This window comes from Streptomyces sp. MAI_2237, assembly GCF_054189285.1.
Genome location: NZ_JAJPGQ010000003.1, coordinates 1,728,434 through 1,750,435, shown reverse-complemented (window position 1 = coordinate 1,750,435; position 22,002 = coordinate 1,728,434). Strand labels below are relative to the sequence as shown.

Below are 22,002 nucleotides of genomic sequence, written 5' to 3'. Positions count from 1 at the left end.
CGCCACGGCGCACAGGGGGCGCGAGCGCATCGGGGAGGGACCGGGATGACGAAGACGACGCAGACGCCGACGAGGCCGGAGACCGCGCGAGCGGCGAACGGCGAGGCCGCACCCCACCCTCCCGACCGCACCGACGACCGTCCGGCCGCACCGCTCACCGACCCCGAACCTGCCGCCCCGTCCGACGCCGGCCGGCCCGTCGTGGCGTCCGACCGCGGCGGACCTGCCATCCCATCCGACGCCGGTCGACCAGCCGCCCCGCCCGACGGCCGTCGGCCCATCGCCCCACCCGCCAGCGGCGGACCTGTCGCCCGGTCCGACGGCGACCGACCTGGCGACCCGTCCGACACCGATCGGTCCATCGCCCCGCCCGACCGCGGCGGACCTGCCACCCCGCCCGACGCCGGCCGACCAGCCGCCCCGCCCGACGGCCGTCGGCCCGTCGTGACGTCCGTCCGGGCCGGAAACGGGGCGCCAGCGGGCACCGGAGATGCCGCCGTATCACCGGCCCCCGCCGGAAACCGGACCCGGGACGCGGGGCGCGCGGGTGCCGCCGTATCACCGGCCCCCGCAGGAGACCGGACCCGGGAGGCGGCGTGCGCGGGTGCCGCCGTATCACCCGCCCTCGCCGGAGACCAGACCCGGGACGCGGGGCGCGCGGGTGCCGCCGTATCACCGGCCCCCGCAGGAGACCGGACCCGGGACGCGGCGTGCGCGGGTGCGGCCGTATCACCGGCCCTCGCCGGAGACCAGACCCAGGGCGCCACGTCCGCAGGCGTCCGTGTCCAGGACGTGCCGCTCGTCCTCCCCCGCACCCGGCTCTTCGGTGCCCGGGTGCGTGGGCGGCATCGGCGGCGCCGTCCCCGGAAGGTGCTGTTCGCCGTCGGCGGGCTGGCTCTGGCCGCCGGAGCGCTGAGCCTGGTCCGTATGGTCCCCGGGCCCGGCAGCGGGGTGCCCGGGACCACCGAGGCGGAGCCCCGCGAGGACCCCGGCGGCGGGGTGAGCGACGGAGCGACGAACGCGGCGGCCACCGTCCCGGCCGGCCCCGGCGTCAGCCCGTCGGCGGCCTCGGTCATGGGCGGCGTGAGCGCCACCCCGACGGCGAGCCCGACCCACGCCTCCGGGCCGGCCACGCGCGCGGCGACACCGGCACCCGAAGCCTCCACGGCCCCCGGCGCCCCGGACATGACCACCATCCCCGAGGCCCCCAACACGCCCGCCCCCTCGACGGCGGTGCCTCGCCCGCCCGCGACCACGCAGCCGGCCCCGCACCCGGGCCACGGCACGTCACCGTCGTCCCCCGCCCCGCAGCCGGGCGAGCCCGGTCTGTGCGTGCCGGTGGTCGGTCTGTGCGTGGGCCCGCTCGGGCACTGACGAGGGCGCTACGGCTCCTGCGTCCGCCGGGTGAGCAGCCACGGCTCGACCACGCCGAGCCCGCGCACGGGGCGCTGCCACATCGGCTGGAGCCCGAAGCGGAAGACCGGCGGCTCCTCGCCCTCCTTCTCCGCCGCGGCCGCGGCCTCGGCCGCCTCCGCCTCGGAGGCCGGCGCCTCCGCGGTGCGGATCAGCTCCTCGGCGAAGGCGCTGTCGACCAGCACGGCGTCCCGGGGAGCTATCGAGGTCAGCCGGGAGGCCAGGTTCACCGTCGTACCGAACACATCACCCATACGGGTGGTGACGGTGCCGAAGGCGATGCCCACCCGCAGCTCCGGCATCGTCTCGTCGTTCGCCATCGTCTCGATGAGGCGCAGCGCGATCTCCGCGGCCACCCCGGCGTCGTCCGCCGAGTACAGCACCTCGTCGCCGAGCGTCTTGACCAGCCGACCGCCGTGTGCGGCCACCAGGTCGGCGGCCGTCGTCTCGAAGGCCTCGACGAGCTCGCCGAGCTCCTCCTCCTCCATCCGGCGGGTGAGTCGGGTGAAGCCGACCAGGTCGGCGAAACCGACGGCCAGGCGCCGGTCGACCATCTCCTCGTCGTCGGCCGCCTGCACCACCCGGCCCGCCGAGGCGGCGAGCTGGCGGCGCCAGACGTAGACGAGGAACTCCTCCAGCTCGGGCAGCAGCAGCTCGACGATCGGGTACGTCACCTCGGTGCGGGTCATGCCCGGCTCCGGCGGCTCGGTCAGGCCCTCCAGGAAGGAGTCGATCTGCCACTCGGCGAGGCGGGCCGTGGTCTGCCCGGTGGACCGGGCCACCTGCACCGCCATCGCCTCGCTCAGCAGGCCCGCCTCGACCAGACCGGACAGCCGGCGCAGCGCCAGGACGTCGGCCTCGGTCAGCGCCTTGGCCTGCCCGATGTCCGCGAAGCCCATGGCCCGCCAGAAGCGGGTCGCCAGCTCCACCGACACGCCGGCGCTCCGGGCAGCCTGGAAGGGGGTGTAGCGCCGCTCGGCGCCGAGGATCAGGTGCTCCAGACGCAGGGCGAGCGGGTCCTCGCCGGGGTCGGCGGCGTCCGCGCCCTCGCCAGAGCCGGTGTCGTCGACGGTCACGCCTGCTGCCCTTCCGATCTGCCGCGGTCACGTATCGACCGGCCTCAACTGTACGGCAGGTGTGCGCTAGCTCACTCCGTGGGCGCCGAGAACGGACGACCCGCGGGAAAACACGCTCACGCCGGCCGCAGGTGCACGATGTCTCCCGCGCCCACCGGTTCCTGAACGCCCTCCTCCGTGGCGATCACCAGCCTTCCGTCGCCGTCCACCGCGACCGCCTCGCCCACGATCGACCGGTCGCCCGGCAGCTCCGCCCGCACCGTCCGTCCCAGCGTCGCGCAGCCCGCCGCGTACGTCTCCTGCAGACCGCTCTCGGCCGGATCGCCGCCGGCCTCCCGCCACCGCCGGTACCACTCCTCCAGTGCCCGCAGCACCGCCCGCAGCAGGGGGTCGCGGTCGGTGCTCACCGCACCGGCGAGGGCCACGGAGCCCGCCGTGGGGACGGGGAGCTCGTTCTCGCGCAGGGTGACGTTGATGCCGACCCCGACGACCACCCCGTGGTCCCCGGCCCGCTCCGCGAGGATGCCGCCGGCCTTGCGTTCCTCGCCGCCGATGGAGACCAGCAGGTCGTTCGGCCACTTGAGTGCCGTGTCCACCCCGGCCGCACGCGCCAGCCCGGTCGCCACCGCGACCCCGGTGAGCAGCGGCAGCCACCCCCAGCGGGCCACCGGCACCTCGCTCGGCGCGAGCAGCACGGAGAAGAAGAGCCCGGAGCGCGCCGGCGCCGTCCACTGCCGGTCCAGACGACCCCGCCCGGCGGTCTGCTCCTCGGCGACCAGGACCCAGCCCTCGCCCGCCTTGCCGGCCTCGGCCCGGGCGACGAGGTCGGAGTTGGTGGAGCCGGTGCGCTGCACCACCTCCACCTCGCGCCACAGCCCGCCCTCCCGCACCAGTCCGCGCCGCAGCGCGACGGAGTTGAGGGGCGGCCGGTCCAGATCGGACCAACGGCTGTCGTCTGATGCATCTCGCGGCGTCATGCAAGCCACCCTAGGTGTGTGAAACGCCGCACTGCTGATTCGTAGGGGCACCACTACTCTACGGATGAGTAACCGTCCCCCCTTTTGAGCAGGCAGGGAGCCGCGATCCCGATGTCCGAGCCGGAAGAGATCGACATCCACACCACCGCGGGCAAACTCGCGGATCTTCAGCGCCGCATCGAGGAAGCGACGCACGCCGGCTCCGAGCGCGCCGTCGAGAAGCAGCACGCCAAGGGCAAGTTGACGGCCCGTGAGCGCATCGAGCTGCTGCTCGACGAGGGTTCCTTCGTCGAGCTCGACGAGTTCGCCCGGCACCGCTCCACCAACTTCGGCCTCGACAAGAACCGTCCGTACGGCGACGGCGTCGTCACCGGCTACGGCACGGTCGACGGCCGCCCCGTCGCGGTGTTCTCGCAGGACTTCACCGTCTTCGGCGGTGCGCTCGGCGAGGTCTACGGCCAGAAGATCGTCAAGGTCATGGACTTCGCGCTGAAGACCGGCTGCCCGGTCATCGGCATCAACGACTCCGGCGGCGCCCGCATCCAGGAGGGTGTGGCCTCGCTCGGGGCCTACGGTGAGATCTTCCGCCGCAACACCCACGCCTCCGGCGTGATCCCGCAGATCAGCCTGGTCGTCGGCCCGTGCGCGGGCGGCGCGGTCTACTCCCCGGCGATCACCGACTTCACGGTGATGGTCGACCAGACCTCGCACATGTTCATCACCGGTCCGGACGTCATCAAGACGGTCACCGGCGAAGACGTCGGCTTCGAGGAGCTCGGCGGCGCCCGCACCCACAACTCGACCTCCGGCGTGGCCCACCACATGGCCGGGGACGAGAAGGACGCCATCGAGTACATCAAGCAGCTGCTGTCGTACCTGCCGTCCAACAACCTCTCCGAGGCCCCGGTCTACCCGGAGGAGGCCGACCTCACGGTCACCGACGAGGACCGCGAGCTCGACACCCTCGTCCCGGACAGCGCCAACCAGCCGTACGACATCAAGACGGTGATCGAACACGTCCTGGACGACGCGGAGTTCTTCGAGACCCAGCCGCTGTTCGCGCCGAACATCGTCACCGGCTACGGGCGCGTGGAGGGCCACCCGGTCGGCATCGTCGCCAACCAGCCGATGCAGTTCGCCGGCTGTCTGGACATCAAGGCGTCCGAGAAGGCGGCCCGCTTCGTGCGCACCTGCGACGCCTTCAACATCCCGGTGCTGACCTTCGTCGACGTGCCCGGCTTCCTGCCGGGCGTGGACCAGGAGCACGACGGCATCATCCGCCGCGGCGCCAAGCTGATCTACGCCTACGCCGAGGCCACGGTCCCGCTGATCACGGTCATCACCCGCAAGGCCTTCGGCGGCGCCTACGACGTCATGGGCTCCAAGCACCTGGGCGCCGACCTCAACCTGGCCTGGCCCACCGCCCAGATCGCGGTCATGGGCGCCCAGGGCGCGGTCAACATCCTGCACCGGCGCACCATCGCCGAGGCGGATGACGTCGAGGCCACCCGGGCCCAGCTGATCCAGGAGTACGAGGACGCCCTCCTCAACCCCTACGTCGCGGCCGAGCGCGGCTACGTCGACGCCGTGATCATGCCGTCCGACACCCGCCACCACGTCGTCCGCGGCCTGCGCCAGCTGCGCAGCAAGCGCGAGTCGCTGCCGCCCAAGAAGCACGGCAACATCCCCCTGTAAGGAGTCGCTGTGAACATCAAGGTCGTACGGGGCAACCCGACCCCGGAGGAGCTGGCCGCCGCCCTGGCGGTGGTCAGGGCCCGCGCGGCAGCGGCGTCCGCCGTGACCCCGGATGCCGCGCAGCCCCGCGACTCCTGGTCCGACCCGTCCCGCATCGCCACCCACCGCCTCCCCCAGCCCGGGCCCACGGCCTGGACCCGCACCTACTGGCCGGGCTAGCCGGACCGCCCTTCAAGGGGCGCGGGGAACCGCGCACAGGAGGACAAGCCCAGGGCGCCAACTTGAGTACCCGTACTCAGGCGCCCACCCCACCCCCGGCCCCACGCTGGTGGCATGCTGTGGTCGGACCCTGAGAACGAACCCCCCGAGGAACTGCGCGACATGCAGGACATGTTGCGCAGACTCGGGGTTCTCATGGCCCTCGCCATGGTCCTGGCGATGATCGTGATCGGCCTGAGGTGAACGCGGGCACCCGCGTCGATACCCTGGCACCATGACCGATCAGCCCCGCCGCCGCCTCATCCTCGCCTCCCAGTCCCCCGCCCGGCTGGGCCTGCTGCGCCAGGCCGGCATGGACCCCGAGGTCATCGTGAGCGGCGTGGACGAGGATGCCGTCAGCGCGCCCACCCCCGCCGAGCTGGCCCTCGCCCTGGCCGAGGCCAAGGCCTCCGTCGTCGCCGCCCGCCCGGACGCCCACGGTGCCGTGGTGATCGGTTGCGACTCGGTCCTGGACCTGGACGGCGAGGCGCTGGGCAAGCCGGCGGACGCGGAGGAGGCCACGGCGCGCTGGAAGGCGATGCGCGGCCGAGCCGGCACGCTCCAGACCGGCCACTGCGTCTACGACACCTCGACCGGCCGCTACGCCTCCGGCACGGCCTCCACGGTGGTCCGCTTCGGCGACCCCAGCGACGAGGAGATCGCCGCGTACGTCGCCTCCGGAGAACCCCTCTACGTCGCCGGGGCGTTCACCCTGGACGGCCGCAGCGCGCCGTTCATCGACGGCATCGACGGCGACCACGGCAACGTGATCGGCCTGAGCCTGCCCCTCGTCCGCAGGCTGCTGGCGCAACTGGGCGTGGGCATCACGGAGTTGTGGGCGCCGGCGGAGGGGTGACGGGAGCGCCCGCGCCGTCGTCGCCGCCTTCGGGGCCCGGCGCCTGCGCGGGCGGGGCCGTGTCGGCGGGTTCGGCCGGACGGTCGTAGGTCATCAGCAGCAGCACGATCAGCGCCAGGACGACCACCATGAAGGTGAACGCCGGCCAGCCCACCAGCCCCCACGCGAACGCGCCCAGCAGGGCGTGCACGACGGCCGCGCTGATCAGCAGCACCCGGCCGAAGCCGGCGGGGGGACGGTTGCGTACGGCCACCAGCAGGGCCACCAGGCCGCACAGGGCGAAGTAGAGGCCGAAGAGGACGCCGCCGATCTTCGACGACAGGGACATCGTGTCCGGGTCGAGTCCGGCGAGCGACATGTCCTGGCGGTCGACGACGACCCCCAGGAACCAGTTGAGCGCCGCGACGCCGAGCGCCTCGGCGAAGAGCACGACCGCCACGACCCACGCCACCGGTCTGCGCACCACCGAGCCACCCCTCCACGTCCGTTCGATACATCGCGAACGCTACTAACGGGTAAACCGCGGGACAAGGGTTCGGCGAGCGGCAAAGAATCATTGGGCCATTCGTAGGGACTCGACAAAGAAACTGAGTGGCCCGCAGCACGCTCTCACAGAGACCTTGACCACATGGGAGGGCTAGGGTTGCGGGCAGGAGTCCTGCACACCAGGGTGCGACAAGGGATTTCGCGGGTCGAGTCAGCCTCGAATCACGCTCCGTGTGGGCAAGCTCACCATTGGGGACGGGTCGAAGTGCCTCGTCGGCTGTCCCTAAACTCGGCTTGTTTCAAGGAGGGAGCCTCAATCGTGCGCAAGGTGCTCATCGCCAACCGTGGCGAAATCGCTGTCCGCGTTGCCCGGGCCTGTCGGGACGCCGGCATCGCGAGCGTGGCCGTCTACGCCGACCCCGACCGGGACGCTCTGCATGTCCGCGCCGCGGATGAGGCGTTCGCCCTGGGCGGTGACACCCCGGCCACCAGCTACCTGGTGATCGACAAGATCCTGAACGCGGCGCGCGAGTCGGGCGCCGACGCCATCCACCCGGGCTACGGCTTCCTCTCCGAGAACGCCGACTTCGCCCAGGCCGTTCTGGACGCCGGGCTGATCTGGATCGGCCCGCCGCCGCAGGCGATCCGCGACCTCGGTGACAAGGTCGCCGCCCGGCACATCGCGCAGCGCGCCGGCGCCCCGCTGGTGGCCGGCACCCCCGACCCGGTTTCGGGCGCCGACGAGGTCGTCGCGTTCGCCGAGGAGAACGGGCTGCCCATCGCGATCAAGGCCGCCTTCGGTGGTGGCGGCCGCGGCCTGAAGGTCGCCCGCACCCTCGAAGAGGTCCCCGAGCTGTACGACTCCGCGGTGCGCGAGGCGGTCGCCGCCTTCGGCCGCGGCGAGTGCTTCGTGGAGCGCTACCTCGACCGTCCCCGGCACGTGGAGACCCAGTGCCTGGCGGACAAGCACGGCAACGTGGTCGTCGTCTCCACCCGTGACTGCTCGCTGCAGCGCCGCCACCAGAAGCTGGTCGAGGAGGCCCCGGCGCCGTTCCTGTCCGAGGAGCAGGTCGCCGAGCTGTACCGCGCCTCGAAGGCCATCCTGAAGGAGGCCCACTACGAGGGCGCCGGCACCTGCGAGTTCCTCGTCGGCCAGGACGGCACGATCTCCTTCCTGGAGGTCAACACCCGCCTCCAGGTCGAGCACCCGGTCACCGAGGAGGTCGCTGGCATCGACCTGGTCCGCGAGATGTTCCGCATCGCCGACGGCGAGGAACTCGGCTACGACGACCCGGAGCTGCGCGGCCACTCCTTCGAGTTCCGCATCAACGGCGAGGACCCGGGCCGCAACTTCCTGCCCGCCCCCGGCACCGTCACCACCTTCGCCGCCCCCACGGGCCCGGGCGTCCGCCTGGACGCGGGCGTCGAGTCCGGCAGCGTGATCGGCCCGGCCTGGGACTCCCTGCTGGCCAAGCTGATCGTCACCGGCCGCACCCGCAAGGAGGCCCTGGAGCGCGCCGCCCGCGCCCTGGAGGAGTTCCAGGTGGAGGGCATGGCCACGGCCATCCCCTTCCACCGCGCGGTCGTCACCGACCCGGCCTTCGCCCCCGAGCTGACCGGCTCCGACGAGCCGTTCACGGTCCACACCCGCTGGATCGAGACCGAGTTCGTCAACGAGATCAAGCCCTTCGCCGCCCCGGCCGACGCCGAGGCGGAGGATGACGAGAGCCGTGAGACGGTCGTCGTCGAGGTCGGCGGCAAGCGCCTGGAGGTCTCCCTGCCGGCGTCCCTGGGCATGTCCCTGGCCCGCACCGGCCTGGCCGCGGGCGCCAAGCCCAAGCGCCGCGCCGCCAAGAAGTCCGGCCCCGTCGCCTCCGGCGACACCCTGGCCTCCCCGATGCAGGGCACCATCGTCAAGGTCGCCGTGGAGGAGGGCCAGGAGGTCAAGGAGGGCGACCTGGTCGTCGTCCTGGAGGCCATGAAGATGGAACAGCCGCTCAACGCCCACAAGTCCGGCACCATCAAGGGCATGAGCCTGGAGGTCGGCGCCTCCATCAGCTCCGGCGCCGCGATCTGCGAGATCAAGGACTGACCCGCACGACACGCGGGCGAGGCGCCCGGCGGACCGCGACAGTCGGCCCGCCGGGCGTTTCGCGTTCACCCGGCCACAGAACGAAGGTGCCGCCCACGTCCGGTCGACGCAGGCCGCTCGTCCGTCCTCGATGGCATGCTGGGGGCGAACGGGAGCGCCATAGGGAGTAGGTGGGAGTGATGGCGGAAGGCGCCGGGAGCCGGGAGGCCACGGTGACGACGGCGCCGGGACGCATCCTGCGCGCCGACGCCCGCCGCAACCGCGAACGGCTCCTGACCGAGGCGCGCTCGGTCTTCGCCGCCCACGGCACGGACGCGTCCCTCGAGGACGTGGCCCGGCGCGCGGGGGTCGGCATCGGCACCCTCTACCGTCACTTCCCCAACCGGCACGCCCTGTTGAGCGCGGTCTTCGAGGACGCGGTGGGCGACCTGCTGTCCCGCTCCCGCGAACTGCTGGGCGCTCCCGAGCCCTGCGCGGCGCTGGTGACCTGGCTGCGCGAGATCATCGCCCAGGCCGGCGAGTACCGCGGGCTGGCCCGTGCCCTGATGTCGGTGACGTCCGATCACACCTCGGCCCTGGCCCGGTGCAGCGACCCGATCAGACACGCGGGCGCCGCACTGCTGACCCGGGCCCAGCAGGCGGGCCGGGTCCGCGAGGACGTGGCGGTGGGCGACCTGCTGCAGCTGACGAACGCGATCGCGCTGGCGGCGGAGGAGGCGCCGGGCGACCCGGAACTGGCGGACCGCCTGCTCCAGTTGACGCTGAGAGGCCTGAAGCCGGGCTGACCGTGCGAACCCTTCGCACGCGCCCCGGCCGGCACAAGCCCCTTGACCCGAGGGGTCTCTAACGCCGCCGCATGTCGGCGACCCGCGCCCGCTCGCTGCCCGGCGTCGGCTCACCGAGGACGGCGGCGCTGCGCAGCCCCGCTCCCGCCCCGGGTACCGCCCCGCGCCGGGGCCCCGGAAGGGCGACGTCCCGGCGAGCCTGGCGCGGGGGGACGGAATCACCGCCCACGGAGTTCCCGGACGCCCCCGCGACGGCGATCTGCACACCCTGGTCGGCCAGCGCCTGCAACTCCGTGGCCGCCCGGTCGTCGTGCGCCGGCGGCTCGTCGGTCACCAGGCGTGTGATCACGTCCGTGGGCACGGTCTGGAACATGGTGTCCGTACCGAGCTTGGTGTGGTCGGCGAGCACGACGACCTCGGCGGCGGCCTGGACGAGCGCCCGGTCCACGGAGGCCGACAGCATGTTGGAGGTGGACAGCCCCCGCTCGGCCGTGAGGCCGCTGCCGGACAGGAAGGCCCGCGAGACCCGCAGTCCCTGGAGGGACTGCTCGGCCCCGCTGCCGACGAGCGCGTAGTTGGAGCCACGCAGCGTGCCGCCGGTCATCACGACCTCGACCCGGTTGGCATGGGCCAGGGCCTGGGCCACCAGCAGCGAGTTGGTGACGACGGTCAGACCGGGCACCCGGGCGAGCCGGCGGGCCAGCTCCTGGGTGGTCGTACCGGCCCCCACCACGATGGCCTCGCCCTCTTCGACGAAGCCCGCGGCGAGGTCGGCGATGGCCGTCTTCTCGGCGGTCGCGAGATGTGATTTCTGCGGAAAGCCGGACTCCCGCGTGAATCCGCCCGGCAGTACCGCACCGCCGTGCCGGCGGTCGAGGAGTCCTTCTGCCTCCAGTGCGCGCACGTCCCGCCGTACGGTCACTTCGGAGGTCTGGACGACGCGGGCGAGCTCACGGAGCGACACGGCCCCGTTCGCTCGCACCATTTCGAGGATCAATTGGCGACGTTCTGCAGCGAACACGAAACTGACAGTAATGCCAACGACCGTCTGGTTTCAGCTGTTTGCGCCGAATAGCAGAAGTTGTTCGCACGTCAGGACGGAAAGTGGTATAGGACCTATCCACCCCACCTATGCCGCACGCATGCGCGACAACTCCCCGTGACCAGCGGGGAATCCGTTCCGGCCGTCAGACGTCCCCGCCCGTCTTGCGGGTGTGGAGCTGCCGTGCGACCTCCGCGATCGACCCCGAAAGACTCGGATAGACGGTGAACGCGTTCGCGATCTGTTCGACCGTCAGATTGTTGTCGACGGCGATCGAAATCGGATGGATCAGTTCCGAGGCGCGCGGGGCGACCACGACACCACCCACCACGATGCCGGTGCCCGGCCGGCAGAAGAGCTTCACGAAGCCGTCCCGGATGCCCTGCATCTTGGCGCGCGGGTTGCGCAGCAGCGGCAGCTTCACCACGCGGGCGTCGATCTTCCCGGCGTCCACGTCCGCCTGGGTGTACCCGACGGTGGCGATCTCGGGGTCGGTGAACACGTTCGACGACACGGTCTTCAGATTCAGCGGAGCGACCGCGTCACCCAGGAAGTGGTACATGGCGATACGTCCCTGCATGGCGGCCACCGAGGCGAGCGCGAAGACGCCCGTGACGTCACCGGCGGCGTACACACCGGGAGCCGTTGTCCTGGACACCTTGTCGGTCCAGATGTGCCCGGACTCCCGCACCCGGACCCCGGCCTCCTCCAGCCCCAGCCCGGCGCTGTTGGGGATGGCGCCGACGGCCATCAGGCAGTGCGACCCGGTGATGACCCGCCCGTCGGCCAGCGTGACCTCGACCCGGTCGCCGACCCGCTTGGCGGCGGCGGCCCGCGAGCGGGCCATGACGTTCATGCCGCGGCGCCGGAAGACGTCCTCGAGCACGGCGGCCGCGTCCGGGTCCTCGCCCGGCAGCACCCGGTCGCGCGACGAGACGAGCGTGACCTTCGACCCCAGCGCCTGATAGGCGCCGGCGAACTCGGCACCGGTCACACCCGAGCCGACCACGATGAGCTCCTCGGGCAGCTCGTCGAGGTCGTAGACCTGGGTCCAGTTCAGGATGCGCTCGCCGTCGGGCTGGGCGTCGGGCACCTCGCGCGGATGCCCACCGGTCGCGATCAGCACGGCATCCGCGGTCAGCGTCTCCTCGCTCCCGTCGGCGGTCGAGACGACGACCTTGCGCGACCCGTCGAGGGCCTGCATGCCCTCCAGCCGCCCCCGCCCGCGCATGACGCGGGCGCCCGCACGCGTCACGGACGCGGTGATGTCGTGCGACTGCGCCAGCGCGAGCCGCTTCACACGGCGGTTGACCTTGCCCAGATCGACACCCACCACCCGGGCGGCCTGCTCCAGGGGCGGAGTGTCGTCGGCGACGATGATCCCCAGCTCTTCGTACGAAGAATCGAAGGTGGTCATCACCTCGGCCGTGGCGATGAGCGTCTTCGACGGCACGCAGTCGGTCAGCACCGACGCCCCGCCCAGACCGTCGCAGTCGACGACGGTCACCTCCGCACCGAGCTGAGCGGCCACCAGGGCCGCTTCGTATCCGCCGGGTCCGCCACCGATGATCACGATCCGAGTCACGTACCCCATTGTCCCGTACTCCACGAGGTGCCACTGCCCGGGGCCGCGGCAATGGCTCGGCAAGAGACCCCTGATACGCGTGAGCCCCCTGTTCGCCCTGCCGTACCCTCTCCCCATGTCGCTCTACGCCGCGTACGCCGGCAACCTCGACGCGCGGCTGATGACCCGCCGCGCCCCGCACTCGCCGATGCGCGCCACGGGCTGGCTCAACGGCTGGCGGCTGACCTTCGGGGGCGAGCACATGGGCTGGGAGGGAGCGCTGGCGACCCTCGCGGAGGACCCCCTCTCCCAGGTGTTCGTCGCCCTCTACGACATCGCCCCGCCGGACGAGGAGTCGATGGACCGCTGGGAGGGCGTGGCCCTGGGCATCTACCGCCGCGCCCGGGTGCGGGTCCACACCCTGGAGGGCGAGGAGCAGGCCTGGCTCTACGTCCTCAACGGCTACGAGGGCGGCCTGCCCTCGGCCCGCTACCTCGGCGAGATCGCGGACGCGGCGGAATCGGCGGGCGCCCCCCACGACTACGTGATGGAACTACGCAAACGCCCCTGCTGACCGACCACCCCCACTTGGTTGGAAACGACAAGACAACGATCGCAACCCCGTCAGCTCTGTCATCTACGCGCGTAGGCCCGAACCGGCTACCCTCGACCGCGTGAACGCATCTCTTCTTCCGGACGACATCCAGGGCGACCCCCACGCCGCCGCCGACGCCGCCGCCGCGCGCCTGCGCGAACTGACCGGCGCCGAGACCCACGACGTCGCCCTCGTGATGGGCTCCGGCTGGGCACCGGCCGTGGACGCCCTCGGCGCCCCCGAGGCCGAGTTCCAGGTCACCGAGCTGCCCGGCTTCCCGCCCCCGGTGGTCGAGGGCCACGGCGGCAAGGTCCGCTCGTACAAGATCGGCGACAAGCGGGCCCTGGTCTTCCTGGGCCGCACCCACTACTACGAGGGCCGCGGCGTGGCCGCCGTAGCCCACGGCGTGCGCACCGCCGTAGCAGCCGGCAGCAAGACGGTGGTCCTCACCAACGGCTGCGGCGGCCTGCGCGAGGGCATGCGTCCCGGCCAGCCGGTCCTGATCAGCGACCACATCAACCTCACGGCCACCTCCCCCATCATCGGGGCGAACTTCGTCGACCTCACCGATCTCTACTCCCCCCGCCTGCGCGCCCTGTGCAAGGAGATCGACCCCACCCTCGAAGAGGGCGTCTACGCGCAGTTCCCCGGCCCGCACTACGAGACGCCGGCCGAGATCCGCATGGCCCGCGTCATCGGCGCCGACCTGGTGGGCATGTCCACGGTCCTGGAGGCGATCGCGGCACGCGAGGCGGGTGCCGAGGTTCTCGGCATCTCCCTGGTCACCAACCTCGCCGCCGGCATGACGGGCGAGCCCCTCAACCACGAGGAGGTCCTCCAGGCGGGCCGGGACAGCGCCACCCGCATGGGCTCGCTGCTGGCCCAGGTCCTCAACCGCCTCTAGACCGCGAACGGCGAGAAGGGGCCGGGACGGGGGGTGTCCGCCCGCAGCGACGGGCGTCAGAAAGCGGCACAGACCAAACACCGGCACCGCCCGTCCGGGGACGGACACCCCCCGTCCCGGCCCCGACCCCCCACCGCACCGCAGGCGCGACGCGCACCCCGCCTCACCCGCACAGGCGCCGCAGGCACCCGCACCACCCACAACGAGAGGCTGACCGACCGTGCACGACGACCTCATCGCCCGGGCTCAGACCTGGCTCGCCGAGGACCCCGACCCGGACACCCGCGCCGAACTCTCGAAGCTCATCGAGGCCGGCGACCTGACAGAACTCGCCGACCGCTTCAGCGGCACCCTCCAGTTCGGCACGGCGGGCCTGCGCGGTGAGCTCGGCGCCGGCCCCAACCGCATGAACCGCTCGGTCGTCATCCGCGCCGCCGCGGGCCTGGCCGCCCACCTCAAGGCGACCGGCCACACGAACGGCCTGGTGGTCATCGGCTACGACGCCCGCCACAAGTCGGCCGACTTCGCCCGCGACACCGCGGCGGTCATGACCGGCGCGGGCCTCAAGGCAGCGGTCCTACCCCGCCCCCTCCCCACCCCGGTCCTCGCGTTCGCCATACGGCATCTCGGCGCGGTCGCGGGCGTGGAGGTCACGGCCAGCCACAACCCGCCCCGCGACAACGGCTACAAGGTCTACCTCGGCGACGGCTCCCAGATCGTGCCCCCCGCGGACGCGGAGATCGCGGCGCAGATCCAGGCGATCACCTCGCTCCACGACGTCCCTCGCCCCGAAACGGGCTGGCAGACCCTGGGCGAAGGGGTCCTGGACGCCTACCTCGCCCGCACGGACGCGGTCCTGTCGCCGACCTCCCCCCGCACGGCCCGCACGGTCTACACGGCGATGCACGGCGTTGGCAAGGCCACCCTCCTCGCGGCCTTCGCCCGAGCGGGCTTCCCGGAGCCGGCCCTGGTGGCCGAGCAGGCGGACCCCGACCCGGACTTCCCCACGGTCGCCTTCCCCAACCCGGAAGAGCCCGGCGCGATGGACCTGGCCTTCGCCAAGGCCCGCGAGACCTCCCCCGACCTGATCATCGCCAACGACCCCGACGCGGACCGCTGCGCGGTCGCCGTCAAGCAGGGTGCCGACTGGCGCATGCTCCGGGGCGACGAGGTCGGCGCCCTCCTGGCCGCCCACCTGGTGGCCCGCGGGGCGCAGGGCACGTTCGCGGAGTCGATCGTCTCCTCGTCCCTCCTCGGCCGCATCGCCGAGAAGGCGAACCTCCCCTACGAGGAGACGCTCACCGGGTTCAAGTGGATCGCCCGCGTCGACGGCCTGCGCTACGGCTACGAGGAGGCCCTCGGCTACTGCGTGGACCCCGAGGGCGTCCGCGACAAGGACGGCATCACCGCGGCCCTGCTGATCACCGAGCTGGCGTCGACGCTCAAGGAGGAGAACCGCACCCTCCTGGACCTCCTCGACGACCTGGCGGTGGACCACGGTCTGCACGCCACCGACCAGCTGTCGGTCCGCGTACAGGACCTCACGATCATCGCCCGGGCGATGGAACGGCTCCGCGAGAACCCGCCCACCACGCTGGCGGGCCTGCGGGTCACCCAGGCGGAGGACCTCACCCGGGGCACCGACAAGCTGCCTCCCACCGACGGCCTGCGCTACACGCTGGAGGGCGCCCGGGTCATCGTCCGCCCGAGCGGCACGGAGCCGAAGCTGAAGTGCTACCTGGAGGTGGTGATCCCCGTGGAAACGCACAAGGACCTCCCCGAGGCGCACGCCAGGGCGAACGAGGTCCTGGCGGCCCTCAAGCAGGACCTGTCGACCGCGGCCGGCATCTGAGGGAACGGGCGCCCGAAAGGGCGCCCGCACCCGCTCACCCCGTGGCCAGCAGAATCACCAGCAACAGTGCCCCGGCGAGCGCGGGCCCGGCGACCTCGTAGGCCCAGCGCACGGACACCTCCCCCTGCGCGGCCTGCTTGGCACCCCGGTCCTCGAGCATCTCGCGCAGGTCGTCCATGACCCGGTCGGCCTGGGCACGGGTGGGCCCGCTCGGAACGGCACCGCCGAAGGAACCCAGCCCGCCCGGCCCACCGCGGCGACCGCCCCCGCTCGCCCCGGCGGCCCGGTCGGCGGCGTTGCGGGCCTCCTGCCGGGCCGCCCTCTTGCGGGCGCGCAGCGAGACGGGGACGGCCCACAGCTGGTACTTGGTGCCGGCCTTGGAGACGACCTCGTTGGAGTAACCGGACCTGAGCGCGCCGACCTCGCCCCAGGGCAGCACGATCAGCCGGAACGGATTGCGGATGCGCAGCCGTTCGTCGTTGACCTGGACGGCGGGGCGGATGGTGAAGGCGACGATCAGCGGGACGACGAGGATCATCGCGGCCAGCGCCAGCCAGGGCGTACGGCCGTGACCGGCGACGATCGCGTCGATGCCGAGCCAGGCGGTGATGGCGAGCAGCAGGACGCCTCCGGCGATGCCTGCGGAGGAACGGTGGACGCGGTCCTTGGCCGTGGCCGGCGTCGAGGGCTCGGGGGTCGTCATGAGGGCGATTGTGCCTCACGCGCTTTCACGCCACCCCGCCCACCCAAGCCCAGCCCACACAGCGAACCCCCGCCCCGCACCCACCCCGACAAAGCGAGCCCCGCAAACCACCCCCCACCCCCCCCACCTCCCCAGACCAACCTCCCGGGGTGTACAGCCGCTACGCGCGTAGATATGCTCGTCTGGTGACCATGCCCACCACTGCACCCAACGCAGCTCACGCACTCGCCGACGTCACCGCGTCCGACGGCACGCTGCGCCGCTTCCTCCACGGGCTGCCCGGCGTCGACGCGGTCGGTCTGGAGGCGCGCGCCGCCTCCCTCGGCACCCGTTCCATCAAGACGACCGCGAAGGCGTACGCCATCGACCTCGCCATCTCGATGGTCGACCTGACGACGCTGGAAGGCGCGGACACCCCGGGCAAGGTCCGGGCGCTCGGCGCCAAGGCGGTCCACCCCGACCCGACCGACCGGACGACCCCGTCGACGGCGGCCGTCTGCGTCTATCCCGACATGGTGGCCACCGCGAAGGCGGCCGTAGCCGGCTCGTCCGTGAAGGTCGCCTCGGTGGCCACCGCGTTCCCGGCGGGCCGCGCGCCGCTGACGGTGAAGCTGGCGGACGTGCGCGAGGCGGTCGCCGCGGGCGCCGACGAGATCGACATGGTCATCGACCGCGGGGCGTTCCTCGCCGGTCACTTCATGAAGGTGTACGACGAGATCGTCGCCGTACGGGAGGCCTGCGGCACGGAGGCCCGGCTCAAGGTCATCTTCGAGACGGGCGAGCTGTCGACGTACGACAACATCCGCCGGGCGAGCTGGCTCGGCATGCTGGCCGGCGCCGACTTCATCAAGACCTCCACCGGCAAGGTCGCCGTCAACGCCACCCCCGCCAACACCCTGCTGATGCTGGAGGCGGTGCGCGACTTCCGTGCGCAGACCGGCATCCAGGTCGGCGTGAAGCCGGCCGGCGGCATTCGCACCTCCAAGGACGCCATCAAGTTCCTCGTCCTGGTCAACGAGACCGCGGGCGAGGACTGGCTGGACAACCACTGGTTCCGCTTCGGCGCCTCCTCGCTCCTGAACGACCTGCTGATGCAGCGTCAGAAGCTGGCCACCGGCCGCTACTCCGGCCCCGACTACGTGACGGTGGACTGATCACCATGGCATCGGCATTCGCATACGCACCCGCACCCGAGTCCCGCACGGTCGTCGACATCGCGCCCTCCTACGGGCTGTTCATCGACGGCGAGTTCACAGAGGCGGCCGACGGCAAGGTCTTCAAGACCGTCAGCCCCGCCACCGAGGAGGTCCTCTCCGAGATCGCCCAGGCGGGCGAGGCGGATGTCGACCGCGCCGTCGCGGCCGCTCGCAAGGCCTTCGAGAAGTGGTCGGCGCTGCCGGGCTCCGAGCGCGCCAAGTACCTGTTCCGGATCGCGCGGATCATCCAGGAACGCAGCCGCGAGCTGGCGGTCCTGGAGACCCTGGACAACGGCAAGCCGATCAAGGAGACCCGCGACGCCGACCTCCCCCTGGTCGCGGCGCACTTCTTCTACTACGCGGGCTGGGCGGACAAGCTGGAGCACGCCGGCTTCGGCGCGAACCCGCGCCCGCTGGGCGTGGCGGGCCAGGTCATCCCCTGGAACTTCCCCCTCCTGATGCTGGCGTGGAAGATCGCCCCGGCGCTGGCGACGGGCAACACGGTCGTGCTGAAGCCCGCCGAGACGACCCCCCTGTCCGCGCTCTTCTTCGCGGACATCTGCCGCCAGGCGGGCCTGCCCAAGGGCGTCGTCAACATCCTTCCCGGGTACGGCGGCACGGGCGCCGCGCTCGTCGCGCACCCGGACGTGAACAAGGTCGCCTTCACCGGCTCCACGGCCGTCGGCAAGGAGATCGCGCGGACGGTCGCGGGCACCCGCAAGAAGCTCACTCTCGAACTGGGCGGCAAGGGCGCCAACATCGTCTTCGACGACGCCCCGATCGACCAGGCCGTCGAGGGCATCGTCAACGGCATCTTCTTCAACCAGGGCCAGGTCTGCTGCGCGGGCTCCCGCCTCCTGGTCCAGGAGTCGATCCACGACGAACTCCTCGACTCCCTCAAGCGCCGCCTGTCCACGCTCCGCCTCGGCGACCCGCTGGACAAGAACACCGACATCGGCGCGATCAACTCCGAGGAGCAGCTGGCCCGTATCACCCGGCTGGTCGAGCAGGGCGAGGCGGAGGGCGCCGAGCGCTGGTCGCCGGCCTGCGAGATCCCGTCCGCCGGCTACTGGTTCGCCCCGACGCTCTTCACGAACGTCACGCAGGCGCACACCGTGGCCCGCGACGAGATCTTCGGCCCGGTCCTGTCGGTCCTCACCTTCCGCACCCCGGACGAGGCGGTCGCCAAGGCGAACAACACGCCGTACGGCCTGTCGGCGGGCATCTGGACCGAGAAGGGTTCCCGGATCCTCGCGGTGGCGAACAAGCTGCGCGCGGGCGTCGTCTGGTCCAACACGTTCAACAAGTTCGACCCGACCTCGCCGTTCGGCGGTTACAAGGAGTCGGGCTTCGGCCGCGAGGGCGGCCGCCACGGCCTGGAGGCGTACCTCGATGTCTGAGCGACTTTCTGTCTTCAAGACCTACAAGCTGTACGTCGGCGGGAAGTTCCCGCGTTCCGAGAGCGGCCGGGTGTACGAGGTGACGGACTCCAAGGGCAAGTGGCTGGCGAACGCACCCCTTTCCTCCCGCAAGGACGCCCGTGACGCGGTGGTCGCCGCCCGCAAGGCGTTCGGCGGCTGGTCCGGCGCCACCGCGTACAACCGCGGCCAGGTCCTCTACCGCGTCGCCGAGATGCTGGAGGGCCGCCGGACGCAGTTCGTGCACGAGGTCGCCGACGCGGAGGGCCTGTCGAAGTCCAAGGCCGCCGAACAGGTGGACGCGACCATCGACCGCTGGGTCTGGTACGCGGGCTGGACGGACAAGATCGCTCAGGTGGTCGGGGGCGGGAACCCGGTCGCGGGCCCGTTCTTCAACCTGTCCTCGCCCGAGCCGACGGGTGTGGTGGCCGTCCTGGCCCCGCAGGAGTCGTCGTTCCTCGGCCTGGTCTCGGTGCTCGCCCCGGTGATCGCGACCGGCAACACGGCGGTCGTGGTGGCGTCCGAGAAGTCCCCGCTGCCCGCCCTGTCGCTCGCCGAGGTCCTGGCCACCTCGGACGTCCCCGGCGGCGTGGTCAACGTCCTGTCGGGCCGTACGGCGGAGATCGCCACCCCCCTGGCGTCCCACCAGGACGTCAACGCGATCGACCTCGCGGGCGCGGACGACGTGCTGGCGAAGGAGCTGGAGATCGCGGCGGCGGACAACCTCAAGCGCGTACTGCGTCCACAGCCTATGGACAACTGGTCGGACACCCCGGGCATCGACCGTATGACGGCGTTCCTGGAGACGAAGACGGTGTGGCACCCGACGGGTTCACTGGGCGCGTCGGGCTCGTCCTACTGACCGCCGGCCCTCCACAAGCCGAGAGCCGCGTCTCCCCTCCGTCCGGGGGAGGCGCGGCTCTCCGTCGCACCGGGACTCAGTGGCTCGTCAGGCCGGCGGCCTGGCCGAGCACCGGGATGCTGCCGATCGACGGGGCCTGGGCGACGGGCCCGGTCAGCGTCCGGCTGTCCAGGGCCTTGAAGTCGGCGAGCTGGGTGCCCACGCCGTTGTCGAGGGGGTCGGCGCCGGTACCGGCGAGCGGGTTGGGCTTGAGGCCGGCGACGGGGCCGGTGACGTAGCCGACGGAGCCGGTGAGGACCTGGACCCCGGACTGCGGGTCGATCTTGCCGAGGCTGGTAGGACGGGTGTGCAACACGTCCACGAGGGGCTCGGTGTCGGCGGCGGAGGCCGTCGCGGCACCCGCGCCGAGCGCCACGCCCGCCGTCGCGAGGGCGACCAGGGCGCGTTGGACGGTCGGGGTGGAGGACGACGTGTGTCGTGACATTGCTGGTGCCACCTTCTGGTGCGCGGGGTAATCGGGTCGACACGAAGGGTAGTTGAGGTGTGACGCGCGATCCAATGCCGACCCGCGGGGTCGGCAGGGCGTACGGAATGCGTCAAACTGGTGTCCCGTGAGCATCCATCTCCCCACCTCCGCCCGTGTCGTGCTGCTCTGCGGCCCCTCGGGCTCGGGCAAGTCCCTCGTCGCCGCCCGCTCGGGCCTTCCCGTGCTGCGCCTGGACGACTTCTACAAGGAGGGCGACGACCCGACGCTGCCGCTGGTGGCGGGGAGCTCCGACATCGACTGGGACCATCCGGACTCCTGGGACACGGAGGCGGCGGTGGCGGCGATAGCCGACCTGTGCCGCACGGGCCGTACGAAGATCCCCGTCTACGACCTGTCCCTGTCCGCGCGCACCGGCGAGGAGGCCGTGGAGATCGGGCGCACCCCGCTGTTCGTGGCGGAGGGCGTCTTCGCCGCCGAGATCATCGACCGGTGCCGGCGGGAGGGGCTGCTCGCGGACGCGCTGTGCCTGAGCCGGGGCCCGGTGCGCACCTTCCGCCGCCGTTTCGTGCGGGATCTCAAGGAGGGCCGCAAGTCCGTGCCGTTCCTGCTGCGCCGCGGCTGGCGCCTGATGCGCCAGGAACGCGGGATCGTCTCCCGTCAGACCACGCTGGGCGCGCATCCCTGCGACCGCGACGAGGCGCTGACCCGGCTGGCCACCGCCGCGGTGACCCGCCACCCGACGTCGACGCCGACGGCCTGAACCGGCACGTTCGCCGGACATGCGCGAAGGCGGGCGCCCCGCGGCTGCGGGCACACACGAAAGCGGGACTGGACGGACCCCCCGGCCCTCCAGTCCCGCTCCCCCCGTTCCCCCGTGTCTCCCCCGTGGGTTCTCCCCCGTGACCCCCGTAGGTCCCCCGTGACCCCCGTCGGTCCCCCCGTGTTACCGCTCCCCCGTCACTTGCTCCCCCCAGCCCTCAGGCGACCAGCTCCCCGAAGGCGTCCTCCTCGTCACGGCCGAAGCTGAGGACCTCGTCCTCGCGCAGCCGGCGGAGCGACCGCCAGATGCTCGACTTCACCGTGCCGACACTGATGTCGAGGATCTCCGCGATCTCCGGGTCGGTGCGGCCCTCGTAGTAGCGCAGGACCAGCATCGTGCGCTGGAGTTCGGGCAGCCGGGCGAGCGCCTGCCACAGGACCGCGCGCAGTTCGGTGCCGCGCATCGCGTCCGTGTCGCCGGGCGTCTCCGGCAGCTCCTCGGTCGGGTACTCGTTCAGCTTGCGGCGGCGCCACGCGCTGATGTGCAGGTTCGTCATGGTGCGGCGCAGGTAGCCCCCGACCGCGGCCTTGTCGCTGATCCGGTCCCACGCCTTGTACGTCGAGAACAGCGCGCTCTGCAGCAGGTCCTCGGCCTCGAAGCGGTCACCGGTCAGGTGGTAGGCGGTGGCGTACAGGGAGGCGCGGCGCTCCTGGACGTAGGCGGTGAACTCCGCCTCCGACAGCGAACGACGCTCCCCCGAGCCCTCCCCGTACGCGCTTCCCCCGTGCGTTTCCCCCGTGAAACCGTCAACCACCGTCATGTAGGCGGTGTGCTGACGCCCGGCGCCGCGAGCGCACCCCCGCCCGCTCACGGCGCCGGACTTCTCGGAACCCCGGCCCCCGTTCACGTCGTGCAGGCGCGTGACCACTGCGCTGGTGCTCATGCCGTGCAGCGTGTTCATCTCGCGCCCCCCGTCGTGGA

At 72.1% G+C, this 22,002-nt stretch carries 22 protein-coding genes; 14 read left to right on the top strand and 8 right to left on the bottom strand.

The features are described from left to right. Positions 1-870 precede the first annotated feature (870 nt). On the top strand, positions 871-1,374 hold the full coding sequence (locus tag LN251_RS18510; protein WP_458245374.1) for a hypothetical protein: 504 nt from the start codon (positions 871-873) through the stop codon (positions 1,372-1,374). 8 nt (positions 1,375-1,382) lie between these two features. Here the strand turns inward: LN251_RS18510 and LN251_RS18505 are convergent, their stop codons facing one another. Both LN251_RS18505 and LN251_RS18500 read right to left on the bottom strand, forming a co-directional pair. Further along, positions 1,383-2,489 carry an adenylate/guanylate cyclase domain-containing protein gene (locus LN251_RS18505; RefSeq protein ID WP_249834466.1) on the bottom strand — a complete coding sequence of 369 codons (1,107 nt, stop codon included), beginning with the start codon at positions 2,487-2,489 and terminating at the stop codon, positions 1,383-1,385. 116 nt (positions 2,490-2,605) lie between these two features. Beyond that, a complete protein-coding gene (locus tag LN251_RS18500) occupies positions 2,606-3,466 on the bottom strand; it encodes a biotin--[acetyl-CoA-carboxylase] ligase (protein ID WP_458245373.1) in 861 nt (286 codons plus the stop codon). Positions 3,467-3,577: 111 nt separating this feature from the next. On the opposite strand from LN251_RS18500, the gene LN251_RS18495 reads away from it, so the two are divergent. From LN251_RS18495 to LN251_RS18480, 4 genes are all read left to right on the top strand, one after another. After that, entirely contained in the window at positions 3,578-5,161 is a 1,584-nt protein-coding gene (locus LN251_RS18495) for an acyl-CoA carboxylase subunit beta (protein ID WP_458245372.1), read from the top strand. Between the two features lie 9 nt (positions 5,162-5,170). Further along, on the top strand, positions 5,171-5,380 hold the full coding sequence (locus LN251_RS18490) for an acyl-CoA carboxylase epsilon subunit (protein WP_458245371.1): 210 nt from the start codon (positions 5,171-5,173) through the stop codon (positions 5,378-5,380). 114 nt (positions 5,381-5,494) lie between these two features. After that, positions 5,495-5,623 carry a morphogenic membrane protein MmpB gene (gene mmpB / locus LN251_RS18485; RefSeq protein WP_260844687.1) on the top strand — a complete coding sequence of 43 codons (129 nt, stop codon included), beginning with the start codon at positions 5,495-5,497 and terminating at the stop codon, positions 5,621-5,623. 31 nt (positions 5,624-5,654) lie between these two features. After that, positions 5,655-6,275 (top strand): Maf family protein, encoded by a 621-nt coding sequence (locus LN251_RS18480; protein ID WP_458245370.1) that lies wholly within the window; start codon positions 5,655-5,657, stop codon positions 6,273-6,275. On the opposite strand, the gene LN251_RS18475 is transcribed toward LN251_RS18480, so the two are convergent. Further along, positions 6,244-6,741, bottom strand: coding sequence for a hypothetical protein (locus LN251_RS18475; protein WP_458245369.1), 498 nt, complete (start codon positions 6,739-6,741; stop codon positions 6,244-6,246). The two genes, LN251_RS18480 and LN251_RS18475, sit on opposite strands and share 32 nt — an antisense overlap. 339 nt (positions 6,742-7,080) lie before the next feature. Here LN251_RS18475 and LN251_RS18470 point away from each other — a divergent pair, with 339 nt between their 5' ends. Both LN251_RS18470 and LN251_RS18465 read left to right on the top strand, forming a co-directional pair. Then, positions 7,081-8,853 (top strand): acetyl/propionyl/methylcrotonyl-CoA carboxylase subunit alpha, encoded by a 1,773-nt coding sequence (locus LN251_RS18470; RefSeq protein ID WP_458245368.1) that lies wholly within the window; start codon positions 7,081-7,083, stop codon positions 8,851-8,853. A gap of 236 nt (positions 8,854-9,089) precedes the next feature. Next, positions 9,090-9,638: a TetR/AcrR family transcriptional regulator gene (locus LN251_RS18465; RefSeq protein WP_458246748.1), complete on the top strand. Its 549-nt coding sequence runs from the start codon at positions 9,090-9,092 to the stop codon at positions 9,636-9,638. A gap of 58 nt (positions 9,639-9,696) precedes the next feature. On the opposite strand, the gene LN251_RS18460 is transcribed toward LN251_RS18465, so the two are convergent. Together LN251_RS18460 and LN251_RS18455 are read right to left on the bottom strand one after the other, a co-directional pair. Further along, the gene (locus LN251_RS18460) at positions 9,697-10,659 is read right to left on the bottom strand and encodes a DeoR/GlpR family DNA-binding transcription regulator (RefSeq protein ID WP_458245367.1); all 963 of its coding nucleotides are present in this window, start codon (positions 10,657-10,659) and stop codon (positions 9,697-9,699) included. 166 nt (positions 10,660-10,825) lie between these two features. Then, the gene (locus tag LN251_RS18455) at positions 10,826-12,274 is read right to left on the bottom strand and encodes an NAD(P)H-quinone dehydrogenase (RefSeq protein ID WP_383672633.1); all 1,449 of its coding nucleotides are present in this window, start codon (positions 12,272-12,274) and stop codon (positions 10,826-10,828) included. A gap of 106 nt (positions 12,275-12,380) precedes the next feature. On the opposite strand from LN251_RS18455, the gene LN251_RS18450 reads away from it, so the two are divergent. From LN251_RS18450 to LN251_RS18440, 3 genes are all read left to right on the top strand, one after another. Continuing rightward, a complete protein-coding gene (locus tag LN251_RS18450; RefSeq protein WP_458245366.1) occupies positions 12,381-12,818 on the top strand; it encodes a gamma-glutamylcyclotransferase in 438 nt (145 codons plus the stop codon). 100 nt (positions 12,819-12,918) lie between these two features. Continuing rightward, positions 12,919-13,743 (top strand): purine-nucleoside phosphorylase, encoded by an 825-nt coding sequence (locus tag LN251_RS18445; RefSeq protein WP_458245365.1) that lies wholly within the window; start codon positions 12,919-12,921, stop codon positions 13,741-13,743. A 220-nt stretch (positions 13,744-13,963) separates the two neighbouring features. Then, a complete protein-coding gene (locus LN251_RS18440) occupies positions 13,964-15,595 on the top strand; it encodes a phospho-sugar mutase (RefSeq protein WP_458245364.1) in 1,632 nt (543 codons plus the stop codon). 34 nt (positions 15,596-15,629) lie between these two features. Here LN251_RS18440 and LN251_RS18435 read toward each other — a convergent pair whose 3' ends face one another. After that, positions 15,630-16,298, bottom strand: a complete 669-nt coding sequence (locus LN251_RS18435; protein WP_458245363.1) for a PH domain-containing protein — start codon at positions 16,296-16,298, stop codon at positions 15,630-15,632. 191 nt (positions 16,299-16,489) lie between these two features. Here LN251_RS18435 and deoC point away from each other — a divergent pair, with 191 nt between their 5' ends. The 3 genes from deoC to LN251_RS18420 are packed head-to-tail and all read left to right on the top strand — an operon-like array spanning position 16,490 to position 19,774. Beyond that, positions 16,490-17,452 carry a deoxyribose-phosphate aldolase gene (deoC, locus tag LN251_RS18430; protein ID WP_362985215.1) on the top strand — a complete coding sequence of 321 codons (963 nt, stop codon included), beginning with the start codon at positions 16,490-16,492 and terminating at the stop codon, positions 17,450-17,452. Positions 17,453-17,457: 5 nt separating this feature from the next. Next, complete coding sequence (locus tag LN251_RS18425; protein WP_458245362.1) at positions 17,458-18,894, top strand: aldehyde dehydrogenase family protein; 1,437 nt, start codon at positions 17,458-17,460, stop codon at positions 18,892-18,894. Then, a complete protein-coding gene (locus tag LN251_RS18420) occupies positions 18,887-19,774 on the top strand; it encodes an aldehyde dehydrogenase family protein (RefSeq protein WP_458245361.1) in 888 nt (295 codons plus the stop codon). The genes LN251_RS18425 and LN251_RS18420 overlap by 8 nt, the downstream gene beginning before the upstream one ends. A gap of 76 nt (positions 19,775-19,850) precedes the next feature. Here LN251_RS18420 and LN251_RS18415 read toward each other — a convergent pair whose 3' ends face one another. Beyond that, positions 19,851-20,258, bottom strand: a complete 408-nt coding sequence (locus tag LN251_RS18415) for a hypothetical protein (RefSeq protein ID WP_458245360.1) — start codon at positions 20,256-20,258, stop codon at positions 19,851-19,853. Positions 20,259-20,385: 127 nt separating this feature from the next. On the opposite strand from LN251_RS18415, the gene LN251_RS18410 reads away from it, so the two are divergent. After that, positions 20,386-21,021, top strand: coding sequence for a uridine kinase family protein (locus tag LN251_RS18410; RefSeq protein WP_458245359.1), 636 nt, complete (start codon positions 20,386-20,388; stop codon positions 21,019-21,021). Between the two features lie 217 nt (positions 21,022-21,238). On the opposite strand, the gene LN251_RS18405 is transcribed toward LN251_RS18410, so the two are convergent. Further along, entirely contained in the window at positions 21,239-21,982 is a 744-nt protein-coding gene (locus LN251_RS18405) for a SigE family RNA polymerase sigma factor (RefSeq protein ID WP_249834452.1), read from the bottom strand. Between the last annotated feature and the right edge of the window lie 20 nt (positions 21,983-22,002).